Origin of the sequence: Bacteroides sp. AM16-13, from assembly GCF_003602705.1 — a bacterium.
GTDB classification, from domain to species: Bacteria; Bacteroidota; Bacteroidia; order Bacteroidales; family Bacteroidaceae; genus Bacteroides; species Bacteroides xylanisolvens.
On sequence record NZ_QTLK01000008.1, the window covers coordinates 26,001 to 42,146 of the forward strand.

12 protein-coding genes and 1 pseudogene are annotated in these 16,146 nt (G+C 42.0%); 3 read left to right on the plus strand and 10 right to left on the minus strand.

Annotated elements, in window-relative coordinates:
• Position 1: 1 nt before the first annotated feature.
• The 4 genes from DW173_RS08215 to DW173_RS08230 form a co-directional block, all read right to left on the minus strand.
• A complete protein-coding gene (locus DW173_RS08215; RefSeq protein WP_120144276.1) occupies positions 2-2,359 on the minus strand; it encodes a PAS domain-containing protein in 2,358 nt (785 codons plus the stop codon).
• 87 nt (positions 2,360-2,446) lie between these two features.
• The gene (locus tag DW173_RS08220; protein WP_118219455.1) at positions 2,447-2,971 is read right to left on the minus strand and encodes a biotin/lipoyl-containing protein; all 525 of its coding nucleotides are present in this window, start codon (positions 2,969-2,971) and stop codon (positions 2,447-2,449) included.
• A 29-nt stretch (positions 2,972-3,000) separates the two neighbouring features.
• On the minus strand, positions 3,001-4,512 hold the full coding sequence (gene accC, locus DW173_RS08225; RefSeq protein ID WP_008643568.1) for an acetyl-CoA carboxylase biotin carboxylase subunit: 1,512 nt from the start codon (positions 4,510-4,512) through the stop codon (positions 3,001-3,003).
• Between the two features lie 57 nt (positions 4,513-4,569).
• The gene (locus DW173_RS08230; protein ID WP_118219457.1) at positions 4,570-6,114 is read right to left on the minus strand and encodes an acyl-CoA carboxylase subunit beta; all 1,545 of its coding nucleotides are present in this window, start codon (positions 6,112-6,114) and stop codon (positions 4,570-4,572) included.
• A 233-nt stretch (positions 6,115-6,347) separates the two neighbouring features.
• Here DW173_RS08230 and DW173_RS08235 point away from each other — a divergent pair.
• Together DW173_RS08235 and DW173_RS08240 are read left to right on the plus strand one after the other, a co-directional pair.
• Positions 6,348-6,761 (plus strand): annotated as a pseudogene (locus tag DW173_RS08235) (tetratricopeptide repeat protein); the annotation flags it as partial.
• Positions 6,762-6,853: 92 nt separating this feature from the next.
• Positions 6,854-8,353 (plus strand): L-lactate permease, encoded by a 1,500-nt coding sequence (locus tag DW173_RS08240; protein WP_120144278.1) that lies wholly within the window; start codon positions 6,854-6,856, stop codon positions 8,351-8,353.
• A 325-nt stretch (positions 8,354-8,678) separates the two neighbouring features.
• Here the strand turns inward: DW173_RS08240 and DW173_RS08245 are convergent, their stop codons facing one another.
• From DW173_RS08245 to DW173_RS08260, 3 genes are all read right to left on the minus strand, one after another.
• Entirely contained in the window at positions 8,679-9,788 is a 1,110-nt protein-coding gene (locus DW173_RS08245; RefSeq protein WP_118195402.1) for an AAA family ATPase, read from the minus strand.
• Positions 9,763-10,497: an RNA ligase family protein gene (locus DW173_RS08250; RefSeq protein ID WP_120144279.1), complete on the minus strand. Its 735-nt coding sequence runs from the start codon at positions 10,495-10,497 to the stop codon at positions 9,763-9,765. The genes DW173_RS08245 and DW173_RS08250 overlap by 26 nt, the downstream gene beginning before the upstream one ends.
• 131 nt (positions 10,498-10,628) lie before the next feature.
• Positions 10,629-12,026, minus strand: coding sequence for an RtcB family protein (locus tag DW173_RS08260; RefSeq protein WP_118195370.1), 1,398 nt, complete (start codon positions 12,024-12,026; stop codon positions 10,629-10,631).
• A 515-nt stretch (positions 12,027-12,541) separates the two neighbouring features.
• On the opposite strand from DW173_RS08260, the gene trxA reads away from it, so the two are divergent.
• Positions 12,542-13,039, plus strand: a complete 498-nt coding sequence (gene trxA / locus DW173_RS08265; RefSeq protein WP_118219463.1) for a thioredoxin — start codon at positions 12,542-12,544, stop codon at positions 13,037-13,039.
• 187 nt (positions 13,040-13,226) lie between these two features.
• Here trxA and DW173_RS08270 read toward each other — a convergent pair whose 3' ends face one another.
• Genes DW173_RS08270 through DW173_RS08280 form a run of 3 tightly spaced genes read right to left on the minus strand, consistent with a single transcriptional unit; the run spans position 13,227 to position 16,128 of the window.
• The gene (locus DW173_RS08270; RefSeq protein WP_120144281.1) at positions 13,227-13,943 is read right to left on the minus strand and encodes a LytR/AlgR family response regulator transcription factor; all 717 of its coding nucleotides are present in this window, start codon (positions 13,941-13,943) and stop codon (positions 13,227-13,229) included.
• Complete coding sequence (locus DW173_RS08275) at positions 13,940-15,049, minus strand: sensor histidine kinase (protein ID WP_120144283.1); 1,110 nt, start codon at positions 15,047-15,049, stop codon at positions 13,940-13,942. Before DW173_RS08275 ends, DW173_RS08270 begins: the two co-directional genes overlap by 4 nt.
• Positions 15,046-16,128, minus strand: coding sequence for a sensor histidine kinase (locus tag DW173_RS08280; RefSeq protein WP_009039901.1), 1,083 nt, complete (start codon positions 16,126-16,128; stop codon positions 15,046-15,048). The genes DW173_RS08275 and DW173_RS08280 overlap by 4 nt, the downstream gene beginning before the upstream one ends.
• Between the last annotated feature and the right edge of the window lie 18 nt (positions 16,129-16,146).

Here is a 16,146-nt window from a genome sequence, read left to right on the forward strand (position 1 = left end):
ATTAAACAATAGTCGAATATTTATCCAAAGCCTTTCTCAAAGTTCTTTCCGAAACCGGTTTAGTCACAAAATCATTGCATCCCATCTCCAAAGCCAATTCTTTATCCGTTTCAAAAGCATAAGCCGTCAAAGCAATAATAGGAATATCTTTGGAATAAGAACGAATGATATGTGTTGCTTCCAATCCATCCATGCGTGGCATTTTTATATCCATCAGAATTAAGTCCGGTTGATACTGCTTATACATTTCAATGGCTTCCACCCCATCCTTAGCCCAAAGCAATGTATATTCCCTGCCGATCAGATTCTTCAGCAGGATGAAATTACTTTCTACATCTTCCGCTACCAAAATCTTTTTGATCTGTTGCACACGATTTACAGTATTTCCTTTAGATTCCGTCTTTGACATTTTAAAGATTTCGCCGAGTTCTCCGGCTTCTTCATAAGGAATCGTGAAATAGAACGTAGAGCCTTTACCCAATTCAGAAGTCACCCCTATTTCTCCACCGATCTTTTCGATAATCATCTGACAGATAGATAGCCCTAATCCTGTGCCTTGAGCAAAAGAGTTCAGTTTGACAAAACGCTCAAAGACATGGTCTACTTTTTCCGGCTCTATTCCTATTCCTGTATCCTTCACATATACACGAATATTTTTATCCGTCCGCTCAAAACCCAAACGAATCTCTCCTGCATACGTAAATTTACTCGCATTAGTCAGGAAATTCGTTATCACCTGCATGATACGATTCTGATCTCCCTCAATGAATAAATTCTCATCCACATTATCAAAAACAAGAGTTACCCCTTCTTTCACACGTTCTTTATGAACAGCATAAATTGTCCGGCAAACTTCTCCCAGATTCATTGGACGCTTGATATATTCCAGTGTCCCGGCTTCTATCTTCGATAAATCCAGAATATCATTAATCAGTTGCAACAAAATATCCGAATTCTGATTGATAATACCCGAATAGAGCTTTTTCTCTTCAGCAGTTTCGGCAGCAGGCAATAATTGAGAGAATCCTACAATTGCATTCAGGGGTGTCCGGATCTCATGGCTCATATTAGCAAGGAAAGCACTTTTCAATCGGTCGGATTGCTCCGCCTTAATCCTTGCCTTTATCAGTTCCTGCTCAATATTCTGAAGATTAGTAATATCCCAAGAGATACCAATCAGCAACGGTTTGCGTCCTTCCATCGGCACAAGCGCCTTTAATGTCTGTACAATACGCGCTTTCCCGGTGGCGGAAAGATACGTTTCCTGCATATCAATACGCTTATGGGTCTGAAGTAATTCCAAATCATCCTTACGGAATTTCTCTGCGTCTCCATGACTCGGAAATACTTCATAGTCCGTATGTCCGATCGCTTTAGACGCCGGGATACCTGAATGGTCGGCAAATGCTTTGTTCCAATACAAATACCTAAAATCATTTTCCGGGTCTTTCACAAACAAATAGACTGGGATATTATTCAAAATACCATCCAGCAATAGATTTAGTTCGCGAAGTTCATCCTGTTTCTTTATAACATCAGTAATATCCTGTGTAAAGAACCAAGTCAGTTCTTCATTATTCTCACGAATCAGAAATGTAGACACCTGATGCATCCGCTCTTTATCTTCACCTTTCCGCATATAGGCAGCACGATAAGCAAAAGTGCCATCATTGTCACGTATTTCCTGAAGACGTCTTTCCCACGCCTCCTTTGTTGTCATAGAGACGGGCAGATCATATATCTTTTGGGTACCCATCTGTTGGGTAACTCCGTATTCTTCTATAAATTGCTTATTTGCATAAACCAATGTCCCGTCTTCCGATACGGCAAGAATGCTGTCACTCACTTTATCGAGTACACTCTTGAAAACCTCCAGTTGCCTTTGCGTGGTCACCCGCTCCGTTATATCACGACACATAATCAATACATACTCTTCATCCAACGGAAAGATACGATTTTCGTAATGATGATGTTCACCATTAAAATCCAATTCATGATGGGCGGTTGAAACAGCTCCCGTGCTGACAGCCTGACGCATATTGGAGTGAATATTCTGATATGCTTCCGGTGGAACCATTTCCCGCATATACATTCCCTTAAAATCTTTGTTTGATATCCCGACATGATTGGTTTCTTCATTGGAAACAACTTCAATGCCTACTTCGTTCTGATTGAAGACAGTCAGCATATCCGGCAAAGAGTCCAGAATCCTGACAGCATATTTTTCTTTGAAACTAACGGGACGATTACTTATATTCTCATTCCTAAGAATAGAAAGCTCCTTTTTGAGCTGCTCATTTTCTTTCTTTAGCGCTTCCAGCTGTTCTAATAGTGCTTTTTGGTTTTGTTCGGTGTTCATGATATATCAGAATAAATGCGTACTTATCTGCCAAAAGTAAATATTTTTTTGAAGATAAGTACGCAAAAGCTAGTTTTTTTTTGAAAATCATTCAATTACCATGATCCGGTCGTTCAATGCCACCTTCATGCCATCTTCCACAAACACCTCTTTGACTACTCCATCCGTCACCGAACGTATCTCATTCTCCATCTTCATTGCCACCAATACGCAAAGCGGATCGCCACGTTTCACACTGTCTCCTTTCTTTACATACGTCTTCAGTATTACTCCCGGCATCGGTGCCTGTACTACCTGACGTCCCACAGACTCGGCAGCAGTGCGGGCATTATGTATCTTCTCCATTTCTCCCTGCAATTCAATCTGATAAAGCTCCCCTTTATTCATGATTGTATATGAATTATTGGAAGAGGGAGAAATCTGCACTCCATGCGAGTGGTGATCGATGATGATCGAATGGATAGAGTCGCCACCCATGTTATAATCGACCTCATATATCTTACCATTGACTGCAATCTTCTTGATTGGTCCGTCCTCCAGTATTTCCACCTTATATTCACTATCCGGCATGTCCTGGAGCTTGGCGTAATATGTAGCTAATGTTGTACCCATAATCTGTTCTGTTATTTTTTAGTGTCAAATCAATAATTATTAGCAGTCATCTGCAACTTACCATAATACTTCCAGAGTGATTCGCCTACTACCGGAAGCGTTGTGGCACGGGAAGCCGCTTCTTTCTCCCGCTCGTAGTGTCTCACTGCGGCAGCAATGACAGCCACTGTCGGATCGGTATTCTGACGGCGTTTCAGGTCTTCCTTATCGAAGCGCGTATCAATAAACGTTGTATCATATTCGCCTTTCAGGAAAGCTGCATTCTTCAATACACGTTGATGGAAAGGAATTGTTGTTTTAATTCCCAAAATCTTGTACTCGCGCAAAGCACGTGCCATATTGGATATGGCAGAAGCACGGGTACGTCCCCAACAACAGAGTTTCGCAATCATCGGGTCATAATGCAGAGAGACTTCGAATCCTGCATAAGCGGCACTGTCAAGACGCAGGTTACGCCCCTCGGGAGCTTCACGAACAGTAATCACCCCGGGAGAAGGCATGAAGTTATTCTCCGGATCTTCCGCATAAATACGACATTCGATAGCTGCTCCGCTAAACTGAATATCATCCTGTTTATAAGGCAACGGATTTCCGGCAGCAACTGTTATCATATCCCGAACCAGATCAACTCCCGTACATTCCTCCGTCACAGGATGTTCTACCTGCAAACGGGTGTTCATTTCGAGGAAGTAGAAGTTTTGGTCTTTATCCATCATAAACTCCAATGTCCCGGCACTGTAATATCCTATTTTCTTACAGGCTTCCACAGCAACCTTCAACATTTTCTTTCTCGTCTCTTCTTTCACAAAAGGAGAAGGACTTTCCTCTATCACTTTTTGGTTACGACGCTGAATGGAACATTCACGTTCGTAAAGATGGACCACATTGCCATATTTATCTCCCATGATCTGAACTTCGATATGATGGGGATTCTCGATGTATTTCTCAATATATACCGCATCATTGCCAAAAGAAGTCCCTGCTTCGGATTGCGACAAACGAAGAGCCGTTTCCACTTCTTCTTCCGTACGTACCAAGCGCATTCCTTTTCCTCCACCTCCCGCAAGTGCTTTCAGCATAATGGGATAACCCACTTCGTTGGCTACCTTCTTCACTTCATCAATTCCCTGCACGGGTGTTTCGGTTCCGGGAACAATGGGTAATCCTGCTTCACGCATAATCTTACGGGCTTCTGTCTTGATTCCCATTTTGGAAATAATGTCCGCACTCGGTCCGATAAAAATCACTCCTTCTTCTTCACAACGACGGGCAAAATCCGCATTCTCCGACAAGAAACCATATCCTGGATGAATAGCGGCTCCGGTCTTTTTGGCAATGGATAATATCAATTCCGGCTTCAGGTAAGAAGTATCTTCAGGCGATTCGGAGATGCAATAGGCTTCTTCCGCATAACGCACGTGCAAAGCTCCTCGGTCTACATGGGTATAAACAGCCACCGTCGAGATATTCATCACCCGACAGGTACGGAAGATTCGCATCGCTATTTCACCGCGGTTGGCTACTAATATTTTCTTTATCATAATCTTTTTATTCTTTTAATGAACACTCTCCATTCTCAACTCTCCACTCTCAACTTATTAAAGCGGAAGATTCGAATGTTTCTTAGGAGGATTCGACTGCCGTTTGTTGGCAAGCATCTCGAAACTTCGAATCAACCGCAAACGGGTTACCGCCGGATCAATCACTTCATCCACATATCCCAATTCCGCCGCCCGGTAAGGATTGGCAAACTTCCCGCGATAATCATCCTGAAGTTCTTTCCGTTTTTCTTCGGGGTTTCCGGCCTTATCTATATCCTTACGGAAAAGAATATTCACAGCTCCATCCGGTCCCATCACAGCTATTTCGGCAGTAGGAAAAGCAAGATTGACATCTCCACGGATATGCTTGGAGCTCATCACATCATAAGCGCCACCGTATGCTTTGCGGGTGATAACCGTAACTTTCGGCACTGTAGCCTCACAATAAGCATAAAGCAATTTTGCCCCGTTGCGGATAATTCCGCCATATTCCTGATCGATTCCCGGAAGGAATCCCGGCACATCTACCAGTGTCAACAAGGGGATATTGAAAGCATCGCAGAAGCGGACAAAACGGCCAGCTTTGACAGATGCGTTAATATCCAGTGTACCAGCAAGTACCAATGGCTGATTAGCCACCACTCCCACTGTTTTTCCATTCAGCCGGATATAGCCGGTCACAATATTCGCTGCATATTCTGCCTGAAGTTCGAAGAAACTATTATCATCAGCCACTGCTTCAATCATTTCTTTTATATTATACGGCTGATTCGGATTGGTTGGAATCAAATTAGCCAGTTCCGGAGTCAGGCGGGTCGGCGAATCGTTTGTAGCTACAAACGGAGGCTCTTCCATATTATTTCCCGGCAGATAGGAAATCAATTCACGAATATAATTAATACACTCAATATCATTCTCCGCAGAAAGATGGGCTACACCGGACTTTGTCATGTGTACGCCTACTCCGCCGAGTTCCTCTTTAGTGACTTCTTCCTGTGTCACACTTCTCACCACATCCGGTCCTGTAATAAACATATAACCGGAATTTTTCACCATCAGGATAAAATCTGTCAATGCAGGAGAATAAACCGCACCTCCGGCACATGGGCCCATGATCGCGCTAATCTGCGGAATCACTCCGGATGCCATAGAGTTGCGCAGGAATATCTCGGCATATCCGGCCAAAGAACGTACCCCTTCCTGAATTCGTGCACCGCCCGAGTCATTCAATCCGATGATGGGTGCTCCCATTTGCATAGCCATGTCCATCACTTTACAAATTTTCTTAGCGTGCGTTTCCGAAAGAGCTCCACCAAATACGGTGAAATCCTGTGCAAAGACATAAACCAGGCGCTTGCCAATCATACCATATCCCGTCACTACCCCGTCTCCGGCAAATTTCTGCTTTTCCATACCGAAATCGGTACATCGATGGGTTACCAACTTATCCAGTTCGATAAACGAACCTTTCTCCAATAATAAATCGATGCGTTCACGGGCGGTCAGTTTGCCCACAGAATGTTGTTTTTCAATGCGAGCGTCTCCGCCGCCTTTTTCTGCTTTCCTGTTCAGTTCTTCCAGGTTGTTAATAAGCTCTTTCATAGGCTGTAGTTATTAAAGTTGTATGTGTGTGTAAAAATAAACAGTAATATATGAAATCATTGTCATATTGATTACACAAAGTACTTTTATATAATGAACGCCTCATGTGTGGAAAATGTTAGCATTTATGCCTTAAAACATCTTTATCCATTTATTTAGGGAGCTTTTTTTGCAGGTTGCGACAACAAACTTCCCCGCTTTTCTGTTTATCGCTTATCATTTTTAATAAAACCTATACCGTTGTCAACTTCGATGTTGAACAAGGCCGCATCATTATCCGGGAAAATCCGAAATACCTTAGTCTGAACGAAATGTATCAGGTAGCCAACAACTATCCGAAAGGCAGCAAAGACTTCGTTAATGTATTCGATATCGCCGTGCGGATGTATCCGACTGATGCCGTAGCCAACCTGAATGCAGGAGCTGTCGCTTTATCACAAAAAGACTTGAATGCAGCAGTGAAGTTTATGGAGAAAGCCGACCACAATACTGCCGAGTTCATCAACAATACCGGAGTCTACAATTTCCTTAACGGGGATATTAACCGTGCCATGGCTGCATTTGAGCAGGCAGCAAAGCTAGGTAACGAAGCTGCGCTGGCCAACTTAAAACAATTACAACAAATTCTTAGCGTGAAGATGAAATAAACAGAAATTTTTTTTTATTCACCCGACCAAAGTGGGACGTTTGTTTGTTATATCAATAATAAACGACGTTCCACTTTTTAAATCTGATAATTATGACCTTGATCCTTGCTATTATTCCGGTGTTACTGTTGATTATATTAATGGCATTCTTTAAAATGCCGGGTGACAAAAGTAGTATCATTTCTCTGATCGTGACGATGCTGATTGCTATTTTCGGCTTCGCTTTTTCAGTAAATAATCTGTTTTACTCCTTTTTATATGGGGCGTTAAAAGCAGTCTCTCCTATCTTAATCATTATCCTGATGGCTATTTTCAGTTATAACGTATTGTTGAAAACAGAAAAGATGGAGATTATCAAACAGCAATTCGCTTCTATTTCTACCGATAAAAGTATTCAGGTGTTATTACTGACTTGGGGATTCGGGGGACTACTGGAAGCAATGGCCGGCTTCGGGACAGCAGTTGCCATTCCGGCAGCCATTCTTATCAGTCTGGGATTTAAGCCTATCTTTTCGGCAACTGTAAGTTTGATTGCCAATAGTGTAGCCACAGCTTTCGGAGCGATCGGAACTCCGGTATTGGTGCTGGCCAAAGAAACGAATTTGGATGTATTGCATCTTAGCACGAATGTCGTATTGCAGTTATCCGTTTTGATGTTCCTGATTCCGCTGGTTTTGCTTTTCCTTACTGACTCCAAACTTAAATCGCTTCCCAAAAATATATTTCTTGCCTTATTAGTAGGCGGAGTCTCTTTAGTCAGCCAATATCTGGCTGCCAAGTATATGGGTGCTGAATCTCCGGCCATTATCGGCAGTATTCTTTCGATTATCGTGATTGTTCTTTATGGAAAACTGACTGCCTCTAAAGAAGAGAAAGCACGGAAAAGCCATCTGAAAACAAAAGATATACTGAATGCATGGAGCATCTATTTACTGATTCTATTTTTAATCATCCTGACCAGTCCCCTCTTCCCGGAATTGCGTCATACATTAGAGAATAACTGGATAACCCGAATCAGTTTGCCCATCAATGCTTCCACCGTCAATTATACCATTTCCTGGCTAACTCATGCCGGGGTATTGCTTTTCATCGGAACTTTTATCGGTGGATTAATTCAAGGAGCTAAAGTAAAAGACCTGTTCATCGTTCTTTGGAATACAGTGAAGCAATTAAAGAAAACATTCATCACCGTGATCTGCCTTGTGGGATTATCCACAATTATGGATAGTGCCGGAATGATTGCTGTGATTGCCACGGCACTGGCTACGGCTACGGGAAGTTTGTATCCACTGTTTGCTCCGGTCATCGGTTGTCTGGGAACGTTTATCACCGGAAGCGACACCTCTTCCAATATCCTTTTCGGAAAGTTGCAAGCAAGTGTTGCAGGGCAAATTCATGTCAGCCCGGATTGGCTGTCCGCTGCAAATACAGTAGGTGCTACAGGTGGTAAGATTATCTCTCCGCAAAGTATTGCCATTGCTACTTCTGCGGGAAACCAACAGGGAAAAGAAGGTGAAATACTGAAAGCGGCTATTCCTTATGCGTTGGTGTATGTGGCGATTACCGGAATTATTGTTTATATTTTCAGTTGATTACCCCAAAGATATCTCTAATAAGTTTACGATGTCTTTACCCTCACACCCTCTCCCTATTAGCTCAAACCGCTTATTCATCATGGTTACAGGTGGGAGGGTAAACGGTTACTTTCAACCTGCCTCGTAATTACTCATTGGAAAATTTCCGGTTAACAGTAGTTCCACTTTGTTTCATTACTTGGGACAAAGTGTTTCACACCGGGAAACAAAGCGTTTCAAGCATTGAAACAAAGTGTTTCACACCGAGAAACGAACTGTTTCAAGGCTTGAAACATATTTTGAAACTATTTGGTCCATTATCTGCATAGGTTCTGTAAGTTACTTATACCACATGATATACCACTTCATGTGCTTCCGTCAGTTGAGGAACCTCCAGTTTATCCAACATCTTATCCAAAACAGATTCAGGAAGTGCATATTCCCTGCTTTTATTTTGTTGACGCCAAGTGTGATAGGGCTGTTCCAGATAGACTATCTTCACTTTTGCACCATAATCAACAAACAGATCAATCAGTTGGGCACGCATCTGACGGGTTATGTTAGTAGCATTCCAAACAAAATCCTGTCCTTTGCGAAGATACGTCCTGGCTTCTTCCTTCGCCATTTGCACTACCCGTCCATTCGCCGACTTATCCGTGGGACTCAATTTGTACTTTCGACGAATGGCATCCAAACTCACCACCGGCATATCCATGCCAGCAGACTGAATATAATAGTCTTTCCCCATTCCCGGAAGTCCTGACAACATCGTCACTTCACATTTAAACTGTTCGTGAGGGATATAATCAATATAACTGCCTTCTGCATGGAAGTAATGAAAGCGTGCATAATCTGTGGCAAACTCTCTCGGTTTACTCCAACAATCTTGTTCACGGCAGAAAATCTCAAACAGTTCCACTGCTTCCAACAACCCATTCTTATCTTCACAAATACGTCCTCTGACATCAGCTTCAGCCAACATTTTCAGTAATGAAGTATCTACCCGTAAAGAAGCTTCACAGAGTTTCTTTACAGAATCCGACTTCTCCATCAGCCAAACAGGCAATCCGTGATACCGGACTAAAGACGCAATCTGTTCCCGGATATGGAACGGAGCAGGACAATCCCGGTATAAAATAGTACGGGTAGTGTACTCTCCTTTTCTGGCGTGCCCTTTAGCAGATACCCGCCCCTCTCCTTCATCCACGGAAGTCGAACGTTTTTCAACATCATGCAACAATGCAGATGTCCAAATAATTTCTTTCTCCAAGGTGCAGAGAGTCTGATAAGCAGAAGACTGCTGCAATGCTTCCAACACCATACGGGTATGCTCGGCCACACTTCCCTCCGCATGATAACGAGTATCCTGCGGGACGACATTCATTTCTCGTACCCACTCGAACTGCTGTTCGAGTGAGCACCACGATTTATCTTCTATCAATTTCCAATTCATCATTATTCTCCTTTTCATTACTCAATTCCCAGACAAGCGGGGCACGTTTCCAATTACGCGTCCAATGCTCATCTGTTTTGACGTGTCCTTTTCGCACATACTTAAACACATGATGCGCAAATTCGCTTACCGGATATTCCTCGATATTGCGGCTGACTACTCCTTCACGAGTACAAGCCACTTTCGTCCACGGATCACATGAACCGAAAACAGACGGGTCTTGTGACATATCAATGATTTCCTGTTTTAAAAGCTCCGGCGTTAAACCGGAAACAGGTTCTATCTTCAACTCCGGAACAGTAGGCAAGTCAAATAAAGCTGCATAAAACTTCACTTCTTCCCATGACAACCATTGATCCATGCAACGAACCGCAAAGATATAAAAATGCATTTCTAATCGCTGATATTCAATAGAATGTATGGCGTATAGATTTTCTCCAAAGATTTCTATATCACCCAAATCATTCTTTATCAATTCCCAACGTTCCCGCAGTTGCCTCGTCCAGGGTGAAGTGGTGGGAGCCGCATGCGAACGGGCAAAGACACCCCACTGACTCAAACAATTATTCTCTCCATCCAACTTCTCGGTATGCACCAATGTCTTAATCCGTTGGATATCTTCCCAATACGTATGATTAATTCGGTCATCACTAGTCGTTCCGGGAGAGAACGGATAGTGATAGGTACGACCATATTTCTCTGATATCATCTTCTTCTTTTTTTTTAATTAAATACTTATTCTTTTTTGCACAGCTAAACAGCACTAAAGCCACTACCCGGCAACATTCCGCAGGTCCTCTGCCGGAAGTAATTTGTAAATAGACTTTTTCTTTCATCGCATCATTCCTTATTCATTCGTACAATGCGAGGCATAAATTTGCCTTGCACTTCCACCAGTGTCTCCTGCGTATACATCACTCTGTCAATGTCCTTGTATGCCAACGGCATTTCTTCCACGCTCCCACCAATCAAAGTTACTCCTGCTTGCGACAGTAACTTCTTCAAAGCCGATTGCGTAAAACTATCTTTTGCCTTTTGGCGGGACATTGCCCTGCCGGCTCCATGAGAAGCCGAATTCAACGCTTCTTCCACCCCTTTGCCACAAACCAGATAACCCGGGGTAGCCATACTTCCGGGAATCAATCCCGCTTGTCCCTTTTGCGCCGGAGTAGCCCCTTTACGATGAACGATTGACATACGCCCCGGTATTATTTCCTCTTTCCAAGCGAAGTTATGATGGTTATTGACATTAGCGAGAGGCTTCAACCCCAAGGCTTTCGCCAAATTCAAATGAATCCGTTCATGACAGGCACGGGCATAATCACCCGCCAGATTCATACTCATCCAATACTCCTGTCCCTCTTCCGTGTTCAAATCCAGCCAGGCAAAATGTTGTGCTTCACGGGGAAGCCTGCACACTTCACGTGCCAGCAGACTGTAATGTTTTGCAATAGCAGCCCCCAATCCTCGTGAACCGGAATGTGACAGCAACGCCAAGTAACTTCCTTCCGGAAGATTCAGCACGTTTTTTTCTTGCAGAGTGATCTCGCCGAACTCTACAAAATGATTACCACCACCGGAACTCCCCAGTTGACGGACGGCCTTTCCATGCAAATCCCTCAATAAAGGCGTCAGACGGAATTCCTCCCTATCCAACACTTCATGTTCCTGCTCAAAACCCAATCCGCCATCCATACCGAAATGGGTGAAATCTTTCAAGGCTTCTTTCATCTGATAGGCATACCGTTTCAGAAAATCTGCTCCGGCATCGAATACTGTCAAACTCATCCGGCAGCCGATATCAACTCCTACGGCATACGGAATCACCGCATTATCCGTAGCAAGCACTCCACCGATAGGCAACCCGTATCCGGCATGAGCGTCAGGCATCAATGCTCCGCCCACTGTTACGGGCAAGCGCATAGCCAGGTTCATCTGTTGTTTGGCAAGCGTCTCGATAAATTTACCTCCATAGGTTTTATACATCAACGGCTCATCCAGTAAATCATAAGCTATAAACTCTTTCGCTATTATAGTCGGCGAAAGGCGTTCGGCCAGCTTATTCCATATTTCATTGTTTTTGTAAGATTCGGGATGCTCGAGTATATCGCTCAATGTCATTTCAATCTGTTCCTTCGTGTTATATTTGCAATGTTTGCTCACAATGTCCACTACCAGACTGCGGGCAACATTATCCCGGTATCCCAGTTTACTTAAATCTTTTAATCGTATTCCCATACTCTTTTTTCATTCGCATACAACATTCCCTGTCAGCCTCACCGGCAAACGACGATGCAATACACGTGATACCAATGCTTAGGATACGGATATAAAATACCCTCCCACCGCATTGAAGTGATTAATTTAAAAAATAATAAATGTGATTGCAGGACTAATCAACCATTGCCGCCTGTTAGTAGAATTGCGGTCAATGTAAGAACCATCAGTTCAATATAAAAAATAATAAGTTGCAAAGCCTCATCCTCCCGACGAGACAACTTAGTCCTAATTTGAAAATATTATAACTCCAACATAATTAATACCCTTTCCATCAATTTTAAAGGGTGAATACTCATTTTATCGCGGCAAAAGTAGTGCTTATTTTTATATCTTCCAAAGATTAATAGACAAATTTTAGTGTTCAATAACTATCCGAGGGAAATTTTGCCAAGAATTTCTGTCAAATTGCTATTTTATGGTCCCTTTATATCGTCTATCTTTGCATCAGATAAAAACAAAAAGAAAGATAATATATGAAACGGATAAAAAGCTTATTAAGTGTCTTCGTCTTGACACTGGCAGCCACGGCTTGCGCGGGAAACAGCGGAGAAAATAAAAAAAGCAATGAACCAACAAAGGAGGACAATAAAATGGAAGTAGTAGCATTAAATAAAGCAGATTTTTTAAAGAAGGTATATAACTATGAAGCCAATCCAAACGATTGGAAATTTGAAGGCAGCCGTCCTGCCATCGTAGATTTCTATGCTACCTGGTGCGGTCCCTGCAAAGTGATGCACCCGATTCTGGAAGAACTTAGCAAAGAATATAGCGGCAAAGTAGACATCTATCAGATTGATGTGGACAAAGAACAAGAGCTGGCAGCAGCATTCGGTATCCGCAGCATCCCTACCCTATTGATGATTCCGATGAAAGAGGAACCGAGAATCATGCAGGGAGCTATGCCTAAAGACCAGCTTAAAAAAGCAATTGATGAATTTCTTCTGAAACAAAATAACGAAGCAAAGCAATAGACTTCGACTTTTTTCTCGTCATGGCAACTGCCCTCTATTCGTCTTTTGAAGATGGATAGAGGGCTGTTTATGTATGCCAAATGATAAGAACAAACATATTTGCATATATTCGCACTTCACTTTATCTTCTTATTTATATTTCAAATTGAAAAAATGCAGAAACATTGAATAATACTACATCACGATCTCACACTCTTTGTTTCATCACAAACCCCTCAAAGAAATCGTCGCGGTAACTATTACCGATAGCTATTTCATACGATTTTATGAATATATCATTATTATCAAATGATTCGATGTGACCGGTATTGACAATATATGACTTATTCACCCGCAGAAAAGTTGATTTGGGTAACAAATCGAATATGGCTTTCAAACTCATACGGGTGATAATACGTTGATCGCCAAGTTGAAGAATAACATAATCTTTTAATCCTTCAATGAAGAGAATATCGGAGAAGTTGACTTTGAAATACCGGCGTTCTGCTTTCACAAAAAAATAGTCGGCAGTAACCACTGTTCCGATGGCTTCTTTCTCTTCTTTCAGTAACAAAGAATGGTAAGACAAAGCCTTATCCACAGCTTTTTGAAAACGCTCCGCTTCAACAGGCTTAATCAAATAATCTATCGCATCCACTTCGTAACTGTCCAGTGCATACTCTGTGTAGGCTGTGGTAAAAATGACCAGTGTTTTCTTTGAAATCGTACGTGCAAACTCAATTCCTGTAATCCCTGGCATCTGAATGTCAAGAAAAACCAAATCAGTCACATGTTGCTCCATGAAATCGGAAGCAGTGGACGCACTATTAAAACTCCCGATTAATTGAAGGTTATTCGATTCTTCTATCAATAGCTTCATGGCTTCACGTGCCAATGGTTCATCGTCTACAATAATACAATTCATAATATTATACTTAAAATTACAGTATATTTATTTTCATTCTCTATCTGCTTCAGTTCATACCGACCGGGATACAACAGCCCCAATCTGCGTTGAATATTCACAAGTCCTATCCCTCCGACTTTCCCTTTACTAACGGCAACTTCCGGTGTGGAATTCTCGCATCGAAACTCTAATCTATCATTATCAACCTTAAAAGAAACGTGCACATACGAAGGATGCTCGCTGTCAAAACTATGCTTTACCGCATTCTCCACAAAAGGAATAAACAATAACGGCTGAATCCAAATGGAATCTGTCTTTCCATATTCCTCCATCGTAAACTGAAAATTATCACGACGGATCTTTTCCAGATTCAGATAATCATTTAAGAAATGAATATCCGATGCTAACGAGACTCTTTCTCGCGAGCTGTCATTTATCTGATAGCGCAGTAAATCTTCTAATTTGAAAAGTACTTTGGATGCTTCTTCCGGATTTCTCTTTATCAGGACATTGGCATTATTCAGCATATTAAAAAGAAAATGCGGATTAATCTGATTTTTAAGAAACTTCAGTTCCGATTGTAAAGTCGTGGATTCCAGTTCATCAATACGCAGGTTATAGCGTAGCCAATGCATGAACAATGAGATAGCTGCAGAGCCTGCCATGACAAAGCCAATGGTCAGTATGCCCGAAAAAGCATTGATAAAAGTGGCAAAACCATTGGGATCTTTTCCGGGCAGAATCACTTCAAAAAGCAAACCTTGGGTAACTGAAAGAAAAGTAATGACTGCTATATTTGTAATGACTGCCATCAACACATAACTACCCCAACGATTCTTCAACAGGAAATAAGGAACCAATACATACAGGTTTATATATATCACCATATTCATAGAAGCAAAATATGCCAGACATCCGCCCAGTCGCCTCCCAAAGGAGACTGTTTGTAAAGGCTCATACCAAAGGACATTGATTGTTATCAAAACAACAACCAATTGCAGCAGCAAATGCCTGTATATCCGATAACGGGGACTCAATAGAAAGGCTGTGACACTTTTATCATTCATGTTTCTGTCAGTGGTATTTTTATTGAAGTCATTACCATGATTGGTATCCATACTCATGACTCACCTCCTTTCAGTTCCAGCCATATACTGCCGACAGCCAATGACAATCTGTAACGGCTTCCATACAAAATATCCAATCTTTGTCTGATTCTTTCCAGCCCTTTATCGGACGACAAGAGATTTACTTCAGGACAAGCGCAAGCGAAAATAATCGTACCCTTTTCCGCTTTCAAATGAGTTTTCAATGAAACAGGAGGCTGTATCTGTTGCTCGTCTATTGCTTTGACTATATATTGTACAAAAGGGATGAAAAGCAAAGGTGGTACCAACATTCTATTCACTTCGCCTTCGGAAGTAAATTCATAGTAAAATTGTGGTCGGGAGGTCTGTTCCAATGTCAGGTAATTAGTAAGAAATGTAATTTCGCTACTAAGCAAGACTTTGGCCCTATTGCAGTCATACAACTGATAGCGGAGAAGTTGGCTTAACTTCATCAACATCTTTGAGGCTGTTTCCGGCTCACTCAACGTTAATTCTCCCGATTGGTGCAATGTTTTAAAAAGAAGTTCAGGGCTGATCTGTTCTTTTAACCGTTCCACTTCAGAAACGACATGGGCTTTCTCCATTTGTGAAACACGCCGGTTGTTAATCATCCACTCTTTCAGAAGAACTGTCATCGTACCTCCTATCATACACAGCGTAGATAACATAAAAGAAGAAATATAGTCCACTACCATGTGCATCGAAAAATAAGAACCTCGCGCATGGAGTTCCGGCCAATAGGAATATGCCATGTATTCTATTGACATCTGTATCAACAGAGCTACGATCATCGCAGCAGAAAGCAATGACAAATAGGTCAGATAATGTCTCTTCAACAAATATTTCGGAAAGAGTTGGAAAAGATTCAAGTAGATAACCGCTACATAAGTGAGCAGGTAAAGAAAGGTAAATGTGTAAATCCATCCGCCCAATATATCCTTATAATCCAAAAAGATAATAAAGACCTGATTGAAAGAGATCGTCCCCAGCACCAGGATAAGTACCAAATACCGCATCCATCGTAAGTCCGGACTAACGAGAAATCGATATAAAAAGGTAGATTCACTACCTGTTGCAAGTGTTTCAGTTGTCATACGCTTTATTGGGGACGA